This window comes from Paenibacillus solani, assembly GCF_001277345.1.
Classification (GTDB): domain Bacteria; phylum Bacillota; class Bacilli; order Paenibacillales; family Paenibacillaceae; genus Paenibacillus_AQ; species Paenibacillus_AQ solani.
Window position 1 is genome coordinate 2,397,555 of the sequence record NZ_LIUT01000001.1, and the last position, 15,227, is coordinate 2,412,781.

Annotated in this window: 16 protein-coding genes and 1 riboswitch; all 16 genes read right to left on the minus strand. The window is 45.3% G+C overall.

The window, feature by feature from the left end:
- Positions 1 to 16: 16 nt before the first annotated feature.
- A complete protein-coding gene (locus tag AM231_RS10685; RefSeq protein WP_054402598.1) occupies positions 17 to 595 on the minus strand; it encodes a C40 family peptidase in 579 nt (192 codons plus the stop codon).
- 45 nt (positions 596 to 640) lie between these two features.
- Complete coding sequence (locus tag AM231_RS10690) at positions 641 to 922, minus strand: glycosyltransferase family protein (RefSeq protein WP_053493109.1); 282 nt, start codon at positions 920 to 922, stop codon at positions 641 to 643.
- Between the two features lie 399 nt (positions 923 to 1,321).
- On the minus strand, positions 1,322 to 3,145 hold the full coding sequence (locus AM231_RS10695; RefSeq protein WP_054402599.1) for an APC family permease: 1,824 nt from the start codon (positions 3,143 to 3,145) through the stop codon (positions 1,322 to 1,324).
- 134 nt (positions 3,146 to 3,279) lie between these two features.
- A riboswitch (cyclic di-AMP (ydaO/yuaA leader) is annotated at positions 3,280 to 3,438 on the minus strand.
- Positions 3,439 to 3,626: 188 nt separating this feature from the next.
- Entirely contained in the window at positions 3,627 to 4,769 is a 1,143-nt protein-coding gene (locus tag AM231_RS10700) for a DUF4179 domain-containing protein (protein WP_054402600.1), read from the minus strand.
- Complete coding sequence (locus AM231_RS10705; protein ID WP_207383561.1) at positions 4,762 to 5,310, minus strand: sigma-70 family RNA polymerase sigma factor; 549 nt, start codon at positions 5,308 to 5,310, stop codon at positions 4,762 to 4,764. Before AM231_RS10705 ends, AM231_RS10700 begins: the two co-directional genes overlap by 8 nt.
- A 181-nt stretch (positions 5,311 to 5,491) precedes the next feature.
- Positions 5,492 to 6,454: an NAD(P)H-dependent flavin oxidoreductase gene (locus AM231_RS10710; protein ID WP_278044618.1), complete on the minus strand. Its 963-nt coding sequence runs from the start codon at positions 6,452 to 6,454 to the stop codon at positions 5,492 to 5,494.
- Between the two features lie 23 nt (positions 6,455 to 6,477).
- Positions 6,478 to 7,281: an energy-coupling factor transporter transmembrane component T family protein gene (locus AM231_RS10715; RefSeq protein WP_054402602.1), complete on the minus strand. Its 804-nt coding sequence runs from the start codon at positions 7,279 to 7,281 to the stop codon at positions 6,478 to 6,480.
- Positions 7,274 to 8,137 carry an ATP-binding cassette domain-containing protein gene (locus AM231_RS10720; RefSeq protein WP_054402603.1) on the minus strand — a complete coding sequence of 288 codons (864 nt, stop codon included), beginning with the start codon at positions 8,135 to 8,137 and terminating at the stop codon, positions 7,274 to 7,276. Before AM231_RS10720 ends, AM231_RS10715 begins: the two co-directional genes overlap by 8 nt.
- Positions 8,122 to 8,922, minus strand: a complete 801-nt coding sequence (locus tag AM231_RS10725; RefSeq protein ID WP_054402604.1) for an ATP-binding cassette domain-containing protein — start codon at positions 8,920 to 8,922, stop codon at positions 8,122 to 8,124. The genes AM231_RS10720 and AM231_RS10725 overlap by 16 nt, the downstream gene beginning before the upstream one ends.
- On the minus strand, positions 8,923 to 9,741 hold the full coding sequence (locus AM231_RS10730) for an SDR family NAD(P)-dependent oxidoreductase (protein ID WP_054402605.1): 819 nt from the start codon (positions 9,739 to 9,741) through the stop codon (positions 8,923 to 8,925).
- Positions 9,741 to 10,082, minus strand: a complete 342-nt coding sequence (locus AM231_RS10735) for a MaoC family dehydratase (RefSeq protein WP_054402606.1) — start codon at positions 10,080 to 10,082, stop codon at positions 9,741 to 9,743. Before AM231_RS10735 ends, AM231_RS10730 begins: the two co-directional genes overlap by 1 nt.
- A complete protein-coding gene (locus AM231_RS10740) occupies positions 10,079 to 10,459 on the minus strand; it encodes an FAS1-like dehydratase domain-containing protein (RefSeq protein ID WP_054402607.1) in 381 nt (126 codons plus the stop codon). Before AM231_RS10740 ends, AM231_RS10735 begins: the two co-directional genes overlap by 4 nt.
- Complete coding sequence (locus AM231_RS10745; protein WP_054402608.1) at positions 10,456 to 11,607, minus strand: thiolase family protein; 1,152 nt, start codon at positions 11,605 to 11,607, stop codon at positions 10,456 to 10,458. The genes AM231_RS10740 and AM231_RS10745 overlap by 4 nt, the downstream gene beginning before the upstream one ends.
- The gene (locus tag AM231_RS10750; RefSeq protein ID WP_054402609.1) at positions 11,604 to 13,085 is read right to left on the minus strand and encodes an AMP-binding protein; all 1,482 of its coding nucleotides are present in this window, start codon (positions 13,083 to 13,085) and stop codon (positions 11,604 to 11,606) included. Before AM231_RS10750 ends, AM231_RS10745 begins: the two co-directional genes overlap by 4 nt.
- 53 nt (positions 13,086 to 13,138) lie before the next feature.
- Positions 13,139 to 13,693: a biotin transporter BioY gene (locus AM231_RS10755; protein ID WP_054402610.1), complete on the minus strand. Its 555-nt coding sequence runs from the start codon at positions 13,691 to 13,693 to the stop codon at positions 13,139 to 13,141.
- A 185-nt stretch (positions 13,694 to 13,878) separates the two neighbouring features.
- Positions 13,879 to 15,144 carry a serine hydroxymethyltransferase gene (locus AM231_RS10760; protein WP_423212910.1) on the minus strand — a complete coding sequence of 422 codons (1,266 nt, stop codon included), beginning with the start codon at positions 15,142 to 15,144 and terminating at the stop codon, positions 13,879 to 13,881.
- Between the last annotated feature and the right edge of the window lie 83 nt (positions 15,145 to 15,227).

Consider the following 15,227-nt stretch of genomic DNA (forward strand, 5'->3'; position numbering starts at 1 on the left):
GATGCTGTTCCTCACTTTAAATCAAGCCCGCCTTCTGCTTCTTCCTCTTCCCTGCTGTAACTCTGGCACTAGTGCTTACAGACACTTGATATTCCTTCTTGGCGCTGCTTGTGTTATCCCCCACTAAAGATTCCATATAATCCGGAAGTCTCCTTGCAAAAAGATAGTAATCGCTCCAGCGCTTTTGTTTGGCTTCATTAATAATCTCGGAGAATTTAGACACGGTGACTCCCTTATATCTGCAAGAATGCAGCATTTTGTTGTCCCCCAGGAAGATGGCAATATGAGCTACCCTCTCGATCCCTTTCTTTTTGCAACGCATGCGATTCGTAAAGAATAACAAGTCGCCTCGTTTGAGTTGATCTTTTTCTACTTTTTCACCAAGTAAACACTGCTCGCGAGATGTTCGCGGAAAAATAATACGAAACCGGCCATATAAAAATTGAACAAATGAGCTACAGTCAAATTCACTCGTCTGAAATGGCTTTGCTCCCCAACGATAGGGTGTAGATAAATATTTGCAGCCTTCTTTTATGATCTTTTCACCGCTAGTTTTGATGGTTAATTTGGGCTTCCGTTTGACTTGAATATTCATGTATTCACTCTCCCGAGATAAAGCCAGGAATCAGGCTTCATCATATTAAACATCCGCAGTTATAACACCTTCCCGTTTAAGAACTTGCAATATCTCCTTCGCTCTGTACTTGTACATATGCTTTTTGATAGTAGATTGTCCTTGAAGCTGTATCGCCTTTCTTTCAGCCGGATGATTCAGATAGTATTTAATTGTTTTCTGCATTTCCTCCTTATTTCCTGCTGTTACCCAGTCCTTCCCCGGCGAAAACTTGCGAATGAGTTCCTTGGCCGCTTCCGTTCTCCATGGGCTTATACTCGACGCGATGCGCTGAATCTCAAACCCCATAGGCAGTCCATATTTCCATAGGAGATGACTAAATAGGATAAGACATTCCCTATTCCCTTCTGTTAAAGTATCCCTCACAGATTATGCAATATATCACTGTAATGTCATTCATCACATGGATTTAGACATAAGACAGCAGGATCATTCAATTCTGTTCATTACCGTAAGGAAGGAACATTAGACTCCAATGAAGTCTACTACATGCGTTGTCATGGGCATAACCGGCAACCGGCACCTTCCCCCAGAAGAAAGCAGAAAATCCCCTTCAAAGGGGATTTTCTGCTGCAATCATATTTTTGTACATCCGCTAAAAGGTTGAACAGTCTGCCCTCATCCTACATAAAGCTGAATCATCTTCGTCTCAATCGAGCGACCCTCTGGGAGCTGCATAGGTTGTCATTACTTTTTCAGGTGATACGGAACGGTCGTAACAATGACATCTTTGCGATACAACAAATATGCACGAAGCATAAAGCTGGTTTGGTTATGAAGTAGGTTTTGCCAGCTTTTTTTAGGGATGAATTGCGGAATTACTACCGTTACTTGATACTGGGACTCCGTGGCTTTGCGTTGTATCGTATCAATAAACTTGCTTAATGGATGAATGATACTCCGGTAAGGCGAATGCAACGTTACAAGCCGCACATCGGGGCGCCACTTTTTCCACTTTTCGTCAAACCGAGATAACTCCTCCCGTTCGAACGGGATGTACACCGCAATAATTTGATCAGCCGATAATGACTTCGCATAATTTAAGGAATGCTCGACGACATGTGTAATACCGGATACCGGCACAATAACAACATTACCTTTAATCTCGACGGAAGGTTCACAAGTTGTAATCCGCAATTGTTCACCAACAGCATCATAGTGCTTCTTAATGGAATAGAACAGATACACCATGAAGGGTAAGAAAATAAAGAATGGCCAAACCTGCATAAATTTCGTCATGAAGAACATCAAAAACACCGTCAAACTAATCAGAGCACCAATCGTATTTATGACTAGTTTAGGGACCCAGCCTGCCGGTTTTTCACGAATCCATTTGAGCATCATCCCCGTCTGTGAAAGCGTAAAAGGTATGAATACGCCAACCGCATATAGCGGAATGAGATGTTCCGTTTGTCCGTGAAAAGCAATGATCAGCAGGATAGATAATAGACCGAGAATCAATATGCCATTCGAATAGCCGAGTCGGTCTCCCCGCGCTGTGAACATTCTGGGAATGAACTTATCCTTGGCAAGATTGACTGCAAGCAGCGGAAACGCTGAATAACCCGTATTCGCTGCAAGAATTAAGATCAAAGCCGTAGTACCCTGAATAAAGAAATACATTATATTACGTCCAAAGGTTTGATTAGCGATCTGGGATACGACAGTTTCTTGAGCCGTAGGGGTTATGCCTAAATAATACGCAAGGAATACAATACCTGAGAACAACACCGCCAGCAAAATTCCCATCGCCATTAACGTTCTAGCTGCATTTTTGGGTGCAGGATCTTTAAAGTTCGGGATTGCGTTAGATATAGCCTCAACTCCTGTGAGAGCTGAACTTCCTGAAGCGAATGCTCTTAAGAGTAAGAACAAACTAATGCCTGCCACCGGTGTTCCTATGGGAGCATGTAGCTCCGGGGAAACATGACCTGTAAGAATATTATATATCCCCACCACAATCAGCAGGAGTAACGCGAACACGAATAGATAAACAGGGTAAGCCAATACGGTAGCAGACTCGGTAACCCCTCTTAAATTCAAAATAGTAAGCAAGATAACAAACGTAACCGCGATCGCCACTTTATGTTCATGCAGAGCCGGGAAAGCTGAAGTTAATGCATCCGTACCTGCCGAAACACTGACAGCCACGGTTAAAATATAATCTACAAGCAAAGAGCCTCCGGCAATAAGTCCAGGAAGAATTCCTAGATTCTCCTTGGATACGACATACGCTCCTCCACCCTGCGGATAAGCGTATATGATCTGCCGGTATGAAAGCACCAGCGCCGTTAATAGAACCAATACTCCAATTCCAATCGGTATGGAATACCAGAGAGCCGCTCCACTGATTGTGATCAGAACAAGCAGGATTTGTTCCGGACCATAAGCAACGGAAGATAAAGCGTCGGAGGACAGGATAGCTAACGCCTTTTTCTTGTTCAGCTTTTGTTCTCCCAACTCATTTGATTTCAGTGGACGACCAATTAATAATCTTTTTAATGCTGCCATCGTTAGCTCACCGCCAGTGTATAAAATAGTGGAATCAATGTGTCTAAGCGCGTCCTGCCCGCAATTTAGACACAACAAAAAAGCCACAGGAAAGTTGGACTTTCCCGTGACTTTAATAAACAAAGCTCACGACAAATTCCTCTTTCTTAACGCTTACGAGGTTAGCTGACGGATTCGGGATAGAAAGTATCCCTACACTTGCCATAATAGCCAGTGATTCACCCCTGAGATGAGTATCCTCTCATCTTGTTGGTTCCCCCGCTTCTGGTTACAGAATTAAGCGATCTAGGAATATTCAATTTATATTCCAATTTGTAATCTCATTCATGATTACGAATGAATCTTACTCCCATCAGGCACTTACTGTAAAGAACCATAGAAGCACATATGAGTTTAAAAATGTTAAAATTAAGTTCATGATACCGATTACAAATGGTGTACACGATTATTATCATGAATTATCACCGATTCACTCTCATTTTCATTTTATGATGAACTCTAGCGCATTTTCTTTAGCTTCCTGTACGGATGCAAATGATTGACTGAATTCTGGATACAACTTCATTACGATAGATTGAGGGGCATCCAGCATATTGCTGCCAAATATATATTGAATTCCATCCTTGGTTCCGCTTCCTGACACGCGAGATGATTTAAATACACGCCTATCAGCTGTTTTTGATACAATTTCATAAGGATTTAACATGTCACTTATTGAAATCCTTGTCTGAAAGTCATTTTTCTTGCCCGGATCGAAAACGAACGATGCTTTTGTCATGAGCGGTGAAATCTCCACTTTCGATAACAACACCTGGTGGCCGCCTAGCATGATGATTTGATCAGGTTTATAGGTTTCTGTCTTAATTGAAGAGAATTTTGAATCCAAATCGAACTCTATTTTCATTCTCTCTGAGTAATTCATCTCTGAGCGGACGGTACCGGTCTTGGGATCGGACAATTTTCCGGGATCTACGGATGCAATTTGAAAGTCGGCTTCAATTCGATCCGGTAATGGATCGTTTCGATCGAGCTCCAATGTTGCTCGCCCTTGCCAGCTTTGACTATCTGCAGAGCTGCCTATTTTCGATGTGTTTCCTAGATAACGACCTGTTTGTGCATCTGTAAGACGAACACTACTCACACTGTAGATTTCCTGACTGGAATCCGACGTACCCGTATATAACAATATTAACTTGTTCTCGTCAGCAGTTACGGCATTGATCGTAATCTCGTAAGGTCCCGATTTCGCCGACTGGTTGACCATCTGAATGTAATCGTTTCTTATCGCCGACTCTAATGTACTCCGATCGATATCATGTACAGCCAACTGCTTAAAGTCATTTAGAGCGCCCCAATCCAAGGTCTGTTCCGGGGCTGTCTGCACTGTCTGTGATGTGAAGGTATCCTTAATGGGATTGAACAATAACAAACCAGCAGCCATGATCATTGTGAGTGATATAGCAGCTACTTTTATCGAAAAGGCTCGTGTTTTCCGACGATTCCTCCCCATCGCTAACCCACGCTGAATGGCATATGTAGCATCGATTGTCTGCAAGTGCTGCTTCTGTTCCTGTCGGATCATGGCCGCCTCAGTATACATCGTCTGCTCTTCTGGACTATTCATCTTGCCATACCTCCCGATTAATCATTAATTTTCGTAGCTGCTCCAGCCCCTTGTGCTGCCATGTCTTTACCGTACCCTCTGGCTTGCGGAGGATTGCAGCGATTTCCGATAGTGTCATGTCATTGTAGTATTTCAGCAGCAGCACATGTCGGTATTTGGGCTTCACCTTCTGTAAAACAGTCCACATAGCAAGTTTGTCATCATTCATCTCTCCAAGGACAGGCTCATTTATGGCTTTCTCCAGCTCATCATCTGGCAGTGGGACAGCCCGCTTTCGACGTCTCTGTTCATCAATGCAAACATAGATCAAGATGCGAATGATCCAGGACTTGAATGCCCTCTTATCTTTTAATGATGAATGCTTAATCCATGCTCTGCATGTCATCTCCTGCACTGCTTCCAGGGCATCATGTCGATTGCGCAAATAACTATAGGCAATGTTCATCAAGGTATCCCGGTGTTCCATAATCGTTTGAAAAAAATCGGTTTCGTCATCCGATTCTGCGAGTACTACCCTTTTCATCTCCGCTTTGGAGGCCATGATCTCCTCTCCTTCTCTCTATAAGATGTTCTGTGGTTTAAGACGGATTAATAGAATAAACAGTTTTTTTATTTTTAAAATAAGAAAAACCCGCTACATGCGGGTATGGTTCGTTTCAACCAGGCAGTCCTAAACTGCCTTTATTTAGTTACTTAATCGGATCGCTATATCTTCCATATCCTCAAGCTCTCCACTTTGTACGAATATGCTCTGCTTCCCTCACCATTCTGTCAATCAACTCCGACACCGTCGGAATATCATGGATCATGCCCGTTACTTGACCGGCCCAGCCCAAGCCTTCGTCTTTCAGATCATCGTAAATCCAGCGCTTGATGGCTTTCCCGCTTATATAGTCTTTTAAAGTCTCATACGTTGGTGACGACCGCTCCATTGCCAGGATTTTGTCAGCATATTCATTACGTAGTACCCTCGCAGGAGCATGAATCGAACGTTTAATGACAACCGTATCATTTTCCGAACTCTCCAATAATGCTTGTTTATATGAAGCGGCGGCATGTACACATTCCTGCGTAGCAATGAAACGCGTCCCCATCACAATTCCTTCTGCACCAAGGGCTAGGGCAGCCATCCAGCCCCGACCATCGCCGATTCCCCCAGAGGCGACAACCGGGATGGAAACGGCATCGACGATCTGAGGGACAAGCACCACAGTTCCAACATCGTTGCGTCCTATATGTCCTCCACCCTCTTGTCCCACAACGATTATGGCAGACGCGCCGAGCTGTTCCGCTTTCTGTGCCTGTCTTCTTGAAGAAACAAGCACCAGTTTAGGGATACCCGTAGGTTTCAGCTTCTCTAATATCTCGGCTGGATTTCCGCCGGTAATCGTCACTGCAGATACTTGCTCATCAATGGCGACCTGCACACGGTCCATATAGGAAGCACCATGCATGCCTATCGCAAAGTTCACCCCAAACGGCTTGTCTGTCAATTGCCTTACCCGCTTAATTTCTTGACGAAGTGCATCTGCATGAGGAAGACTCATGGCTGTAATCTGTCCCATTCCGCCGGCATTCGAAACGGCAGCTGCGAGGTCTGAATAACCTAAATATGCGAGTCCGCCTTGGATGATCGGATACTGAATATTCAATATCTCGGTGATTCGGGTATTCCATTTCATCATGTGCGCCTCCACCATAAGATCATTCATATTCCGGCTATCTTTAATAAGAGTGGGATCAAAGCGATTAGAATGGCGATTCCCCATACTTGATAGTCTATTCTGCGAAGCTCCTGTTGTTTAAAGCGGATTCTTCCTCTTCCATTACCGTAAGCACGTGCATCTATGGCGTAAGTCAGTTGTTCAGCACGCTGAATCGTTGTAAAGAGTAACGGAACCAGAATCGGAATGTAAGACATGACACGTTTAGGCAGCGATAAACTTGGTATATCAAAGCCTCTAGCCTTTTGCGCAAGTAGGATTCGATCCAGCTCCTGCTGAATGGTCGGGATAAACCGGATAGCAATAACAATCATTAACGAAAACTGTTCCACGGGTACGTTAAGCTTGGATAGCGGAGACAGTAATTTTTCAAGGCCATGAGCTAGTGTTAGAGGTTTAGTTGTTAATGTTAGCACGGATGCCAGCAAGACGAGTAATACTATCCGCCAAACAAATCGAATCCCATTATACAGCCCTTCCTGGGTTAACTCGAAAAATGACCAAGACCAAATGACCGTTCCTTTGGTGAAGATCACGTGATATATAAAAGTAAATGATAAAATAAATAAAATAGGCTTGAGTCCTCTCCAAACGACGTGAGCGGGAATCTTCGATAAGATCAACAAACCAGCAACAAATACAGTTGCGAATACATAACTTAGAAGCGACTCTAACAACAGAAAGCTCAGCAGTATGACAAATATGCCTATAAGCTTTGTCCTTGGATCCAGCCTGTGAAATAAGGAATGCGTCTCTACATATTGACCTATTAATACGGTATTAGCCATTTATTACGACGCTCCTTGTATTCCATATGGGCATGATCGCACGAATGATATCTTCTTCTCTAATGCTATGAACTTCAATCTTCCGCCCTGATAACTCCTCGAATAGATTGAGCAGCTGAACCGGCTCCGGGAGTGACAATCCAGCTTCCTCTACTACATATGGCTGCTCCAGGAACAGAACAGCTGGATCATATTGCCCCAGGAGATGACCTTTATGAAATAGAAGGATTTCATCGGAATACTCCGCGACATCTTCCATCTGGTGAGATACGAAGATTAGAGTACGATTTGATTGTTGCTGCTGCCAGCTCTTTAACAACTGTAACATTGCCGTTCGGCTGATCGGATCAAGACCCGCTGTTGGCTCATCCACAATCAGCATTTTGGGCTCCATCATTAACACAGAGGCGATCGCGACCCGGCGTTTCTGCCCTCCGCTTAATTGAAAGGGAGCCCATGACAGGATCTCCTCCGGGAGTCCGACTAGTGGCAATATCGTCTGAATTCTCTCCATAATCTGTTGATCCGAGCATCCCTGATGCTTCATGGCAAAGGCAAGCTCCTTATGAACCGTTGTCTCGAATAACTGATGCTCGGGATATTGAAACACAAACCCGATTCCCGGAATCACCTTGAGTTGACCTTTAGCATCGCGCTGAACGGGCTGTTGATCAATCGTATATGCTCCTTCAATGTGAGGTACCAGACCCTTCAACACTTTCACAAAGCTGGTTTTTCCTGCACCGGTTTGTCCTATAACAGATATCCATTTTCCTTCTTCGATCGTACAGCTTATTCGGTGCAAAGCCTCCTGGTCAGAATAATGCACACTAACATGGCTTAGTTGGTAGACCATTGTGAGCGAATCATCTCCTTCCAATCGGCTTTCAGTGGGGTCTCTTGGCCAAGTTTTTGATAGAGTCGCACGGCAAAGGGTGATTGCAGCTGATAGTTCTCAGCAGGCATCGTTTCAAAAAAACGCAGCGGATCGCCATCATATTCGGGCCTGCCCTGATGAATAAGGAGCATGCGCTTTGCAGACAGGGCTTCCTCCATATGATGAGTGATGTGGACAACGGTCATGCCCTGCTGGTGCAGCTCATGCATGATGGACATAATTTGTCCTCTCCCCTGCGGGTCCAGCATGGATGTAGCCTCATCGAAGATAATCATTTGAGGGCTCATCGCAATGATGGCTGCAATGGCTACGCGCTGTTTTTGCCCGCCGGATAACTCGTGAGGTACAGCCTCTAAATGCCCCTCCATATGAACAGACTTCAATGCATGATGAAGCCGATCCAGCATCTCTTCTCTTGGCACGCGTATATTTTCCAAGCCGAATAATACCTCATCCATAACGGTGGTTGTAATGAATTGATCTTCTGGATTCTGAAACACCAGTCCGATCTGTTCATGAATGGTCCTCAAATCAGCCGGAATGGACGTATCCAGGTCATTAAACTGTACGCTGCCCTGCTTTGGAAGCACCAGTCCATCCATCAGCTTTGCTATGGTAGATTTTCCGCTCCCGTTCGCTCCCACAATCACCACAAACTCGCCAGGTTTGATGGTGAAGCTGATGTCTTCTAAGACAGGCTGACCCTTTTTATAATAAAAATGAACTTGATTGAATGTAAGCATCTATGTACTTCCCTTCTGTCGGTACCATGTAGTGAAGAATTCATCGATATGTTCAGAATAGGAAGGCTGGGGCTGCTCCCATCTCGTTATCTGCGAACCATTCACGCCAAAGATTTCACCAGTTAAGCTCGAATCTCGCTGTACAAGCAAAGCAGAGACGAAGCGGGCGATATCCTCGGCTTCACCTACCTGCCAGAACGCAGGAAATGGCTCTTGACGACGGGCATATTTCTCTCTCAGATGATCAATGACAGGCCTCGTCATATCCGTTAAGGCTGCCGGTGAAATAGCATTGACCCTGATGTGATACTTCTTTAATTCGGCTGCAAGCGTCCATAGGATGCCGAGCATACCCGCTTTGGCTGCGCTATAATTCACCTGCCCGATCGAGCCGGTTAAACCCGCGGTAGAAGTCATGAGAATGATGTCGCCTCCATTCTTAGTCATATGGGGCAGAACTCGCGAAATCGTATAAAAGGCTCCATTCAAATGAACATCAATTACGGATTGCCAATCTTCATCCGTCATGCGAATACTAGTTTGATCATGCAAATTACCGGCATTATGGATCAAGACATCGATTTGCCCGTACCCAGCCACAGCCGTGTCGATCAAGGCCGTAACTTGCCCCGGATCTGCAATATCGGCACAGCAGCCGAGCGCATCGCCGCCTGCTTCATGAATCTCCTGCAGGACCTCGTTGATTAGCGATTGGTTTGTCCCGTTCACAACGACTCGATATCCGGTCTGTGCAAGAAACACAGCAATACTGCGACCAATTCCCCTTGTTGATCCTGTTATAATCGCTACTTTATTCATTACAGCCTCTCTTTCGCTGTTAAAGTGCCTGATGCAATCAGTTCGCCATCCTCTCCCGTAACCGTCACATCGACATCACCGCTTGTACCCTCAAAATTAAAAACCACGTCTGAATCGACATAAAGTGGATTTATGAATTTTAAATCATACGTTGAGATCCATTGCTGAGGGTGTTCACGGATATATAGGGATTGCGCTAAACCCATGATATACATGCCATGCACGATAGGCCGTTTGAAGCCTGCACTAGCTGCTGCGTCAGCATTCAGATGTATAGCTGAATCATCTTTAGAAACGTCAGCATATTGCCGGATCGCTTCCGCCGTTATACGTCTCTTCAATGCTCATCACCTACCCGAATTAACACCGTCTCAGCGGTGACAATAGGCTCATCGTTACAGGCACATGTAAGCGTATGGGTGAGCAATGTTAGTCCCCCTTGTCTTCCTGCTTTTCTTTCTACTTTTGTTAAGGTTAGCTCACAGTCTAAGACCATACCTTCCCTGATCGGTGTCACATACGAGAAATTTTGTGAACCGTGAATGTAGGGTTCAAGCGGGTCCAACCAAGGAATATCAAATGCTTGCCAGAAAATGATAGGCATCGTGGCTGAAGCTATTAGATCACCATCTATCCTCTGCAAGGGAGCTTCGATACACTGTGCATACTGAGTAATCCACTGCGCCGTAATATATAACCGCTGCTGCACCGGACTCATTTCACAGCCTCAACGAGAGTAGCAATCCCCATGCCTCCGCCGATGCCGAGCGTCGCAAGACCTCTTTTATAAGGATTATATAGCATTTCAGAACATAGTCGCGTCATTAATATAGCCCCTGCTGCACCGTAGGGATGACCAATAGCCAAAGCGCCGCCCCCCAGATTAACCTTATCCTCGGGAATTTGAAGCTCCCTAAGGGAAGCTAACACTTGCGAAGCAAAAGCTTCATTGAATTCCACCAGATCAAGATCATCTACAGTGAGCTGCTGACGATGAAGCACTTTTTGCACTGCTGGAACAGGACCTATCCCCAGTATATTCGGATCTACACCGGCCGCTTGAGCATCGACAATTCGCAGAATTGGCTTGAGCTTATATTCTTCACATTTTTCACGAGACATGATGAGTACTAGCGCGGCTCCGTCATTGAGCGGACAGGCATTGCCAGCCGTAACTGTCCCCTCTTCGAGGAAAATGGGCGGCAGCTTCCGCAGCTTATCGAGGCTCGTATCGTCTCTGGGACATTCATCTGTTGTAATCCACTCACCCTGAACTTGAAGAGGTACAATCTCCTGCTGGTATCGGCCCGTTCGCTGCGCAGTGATCGATTTTTGATGGCTTTTAAGTGCATACTGATCTTGCTCTTCTCTAGTAATAAGGTACTTAGTAGCGACATTCTCCGCCGCAATACCCATATCGGGATCGCCGTAGGAGCTAGGAGTAAAGGGAGCGCGTGAATAGAGCTGCGGCATTCCCATTAGTGTCTCAGGCTTGGCCATTCTCCATGGTGCACGGCTCGTGCTCTCCACACCACCCGCTAAATAAATCTCACCTGCTCCGCTTTGAATCAATCTGGCCGCTATATTAATAGCCTCGAGTCCCGAACCGCATTGCCGATCGATCGTTACGCATGGTACAGTGACTGGCAGCCCTGCTTCAAGCGCGGCAACTCTGGCTATATTTCCACCGGGGCCAACAACATTGCCAATGATCACATCATCGATGCTCCCCTGAGGCAATTTTGTCTCACCCGTAATATGTCGTATGAGTGGTGCTACTAGTGACGATGGTTCAACCCGGCTCAATACACCGCCCAATCTGCCAATTGGGGTGCGTTTAGCCATGACTATCACAGCTTCTGTCATAGGATCACCCTCTTTACATAATCGGCCATAGCTTGGCGCGCTATCTTGCCGCTGCTGGTATAAATGAATTCATCCACCGTGATGAGCCGCTTGGGTGCTTTGTAACTGGCTGTATGTTGACGGCAATAATGCTTCATATCTTCAATGGATAATCTCTGTTGTCCTGTCCATTTTACGAGTGCCGTTATCTGATCTCCCCAGTACGGATCCGGAAGCCCCAGCACCATGACTTCATGAATTTCCGGAAGTTGCAGCAAGATCGACTCTACTTCCTCCGGGAATACATTAAGCCCGCCGGTCACCATCATATTCTTGGAACGACCTGCTAGATACAAATAGCCATCCGCATCCATATATACAACGTCTCCCAGGATCAGCCAACCGTTTTGAATCGTTTTATTCGTTTCTTCAGGTAATCCATAATATCCAAGGAACATCATCTCACTTCGTATGTAGAGCTGACCAGCAGCCCCTTCAGGAACTTCCTCTCCGTTTGCGTCTCGGATAGAGATCTCTACACCTGGAAAAGGTTTGCCTAATGAATTCAGTTTACGTTCATCGTGAATATTCAAATAACTGATGTAACTTGCTTCAGAGGAGCCGTAATATTCAAAAATTTTAGTACCACTAAATACTTCCTTGCTCCTCTGCTTCGACGCTTCTGTCCATTTACCGCCAGAACTCATAATTGCTTCAATCTTCAGCTTTCCTGGAATAGCCAGCTGCAGCATGGCCTCAATCATGGTAGGCACAACAAACAAGGTTGCGTGTGGGAACCTCTGACAAAGCTCCAGTACTTCGCTAGCCTTGAATTGGTGTACGATATGAAAGGTTGCTCCACTGGTCAAGCTCTGCATCAATGCGAATAATGATAAGGAATGAACGAGTGGCCCCGGTGCAATCATGTGTTTCATGTTGTCGAGTTCAAATGCAGTTCCTGTCGCCTCAAAGCTTTTGATCCATGATCCATGCGTTCGCATAAACCCTTTTGGCTTGCCTGTTGTTCCCGACGTGAAACCAATAAACAACAGTTTGTTCGTTTCACCCATATCAGTTTCCGCACTCAAAGCCTCGAGCCAGCGGTCGTAGGAACCTTCACCTTGATCACCCAACGTTATAATTACTGACTCCGCAGTGGGGAAGACTAGATCCTTGACGAATCTAGTCTCTGTAAAGATCATTCTCGGCTGGCATTCTTGAATAACCGAATATATCTGTGTACTGCTCCACTTCGGGTCCAGAGGCACGGGAACACATCCCGCATAAATAGCTCCGAGAAAAACTTCGACGAATTCGATGCGATTGGCAGATAGAATTGCAATCTTATCCTGGGTAATTCCTTCTAGTTGGAGTCCTTTGGCGATTTGCCTCATACGCTGTACGAGTGCCGAATAGGTTCGTCCCTCATTACCATGGGATAATGCCACTCTGTTCGGATACTTACTAGCATAATGAAGCAAGGGTTGTACGATATTCATCTCAACACATCCATTTAAAAATTTATGTAATGAACCGTTTTGAGAAGGTCAATTTATGTACGGTTTACTTTATCTTCAATCGGGCTGAGTGTTTTTAATTGAACCGCTACGATCGATGCAACTACCGCTTTTAGCAAATCCCCAGGCAAGAAGGCTGTTGCACCCACAAGACCTGCCCAGATGGAAGTTCCTGTAATAAGAGCCATTACCGGAGCACCGATTAAACTAATCAGTAACACACCGAACACGAAGTTGATCACGATCAGTTTCCACATGCTTAACTTCGACCATATCTTTTCCGTTGCATAACCGATACAGAATACGGCCAATGGCCAGCTTAGAAAATATCCCATCGTAGGCGACACAAATACGGATGGCCCACCTCGTCCACCGGATAACAACGGCAAACCGATGGCTACCAGAATGATAAATAATAACAAACTGATGAATCCCGTCTTCCTGCCCAGGAAACACCCTGCCAACATTACGCCGAGGGTCTGCAATGTAATGGGTACAGGAATAAATCCAAGCGGAATGGGCGGAATCAACCCCATTACAGCGATTAACGCAGCAAATAATGCGGCAAATACAATCTCTTTAGTCTTCATGGTTTCCTCCAATACGATGTTACGATTTAGAATTACTAGAGTCGACATCTAGGTATGGATAAATGATATACTGATCTTTTTCGATTGTAAACCAAAAAATTAATAATTTCGGTTAACAATAGAAAGTGAACAATAAAAAAGCCGCGATCTCCGCGACTTTGCATGTGTACCTTAACCAAACCAATTTAGGCTCTATCCAATGATTCAAGCCCTTCATATAAAGGAAATTGTAATATAATCTCGCGTACCGCTTTCTTTATCTGGTCTTTAACGGTCGAACTGTTGGTATTCTTAAAAGCAAGTCCAATAAGCTGGCCAATCTCTTTCATTTCCTTGGGTCCCAGTCCTCTTGAAGTCATAGCAGGTGTCCCGAAGCGAATGCCACTCGTTACTAACGGGCTTGCCGTATCATAAGGAATTGCGTTTTTATTGGCTGTAATCCCCACTTCATCGAGAATGATTTGAGCTTCTTTCCCCGATAGTCCAATCGTGCGTAAATCCACCAAAACAAGATGATTATCCGTTCCTCCCGATACAACGGTTAACCCTTCATTCATGAGTGACTCTGCCAATACGTTGGCATTGTCGATAACCTTCTCCATATACGTCTTGAATTCCGGTTGCAATGCTTCGCCCAGCGCAACCGCTTTGGCCGCGATAATATGCATAAGCGGGCCGCCTTGTGTCCCAGGAAATATCGCTTTATCAATCGCTTGCGCCCATGGTTTACGGCACATGATAATACCGCCTCTTGGTCCTCTCAGCGTTTTATGCGTTGTGGTCGTAACAAAATGTGCGTGAGGCAGAGGGTTAGGATGCAAACCTGCTGCGACAATGCCTGCAATATGTGCCATGTCTACGAAGAAAAGCGCACCCACTTCGGCCGCAATTTGGGCAAATTTCTCAAACTCGATCGTTCGTGGGTAGGCGCTACCGCCAGCCACGATCATTCGCGGTAGATGTTTATGCGCGAGCTTTCTCACTTGGTCAAAGTCAATGAGTCCGGTTTGTTCTTCCACACCATAAGAAACAAAATTATAGAATCTTCCGGAAAAGTTCACCGGACTTCCATGAGTAAGATGGCCTCCATGGGATAAATCCATGCCCAAAATCGTGTCACCAGGCTTCACGGCAGCAAAATAAACCGCCATATTCGCCTGCGCACCGGAGTGAGGCTGCACATTGACATGATCAGCACCAAAAAGTGCTTTGACGCGTTGAATGGCAATCTCCTCGATCTTATCAACATACGCACATCCGCCATAATATCTTCTTCCCGGATATCCTTCAGCGTATTTATTGGTGAGTACCGTACCCGCGGCTTCCATGACAGCCTCGCTTACAAAATTCTCCGATGCAATCAGTTCTATTGTATCCCTTTGCCGTGTAAGCTCTTGCCGAATCGCTTGGGCCACTGCCTTGTCTTGTTGATCCAAATGTTTCACAATCATCTTCCTTTCGCTCTATTGTCATGCTAGTATATCAATCAATGGAATGCTATTTAACATCCAAATCTCTGTATAGTAAGCAATCC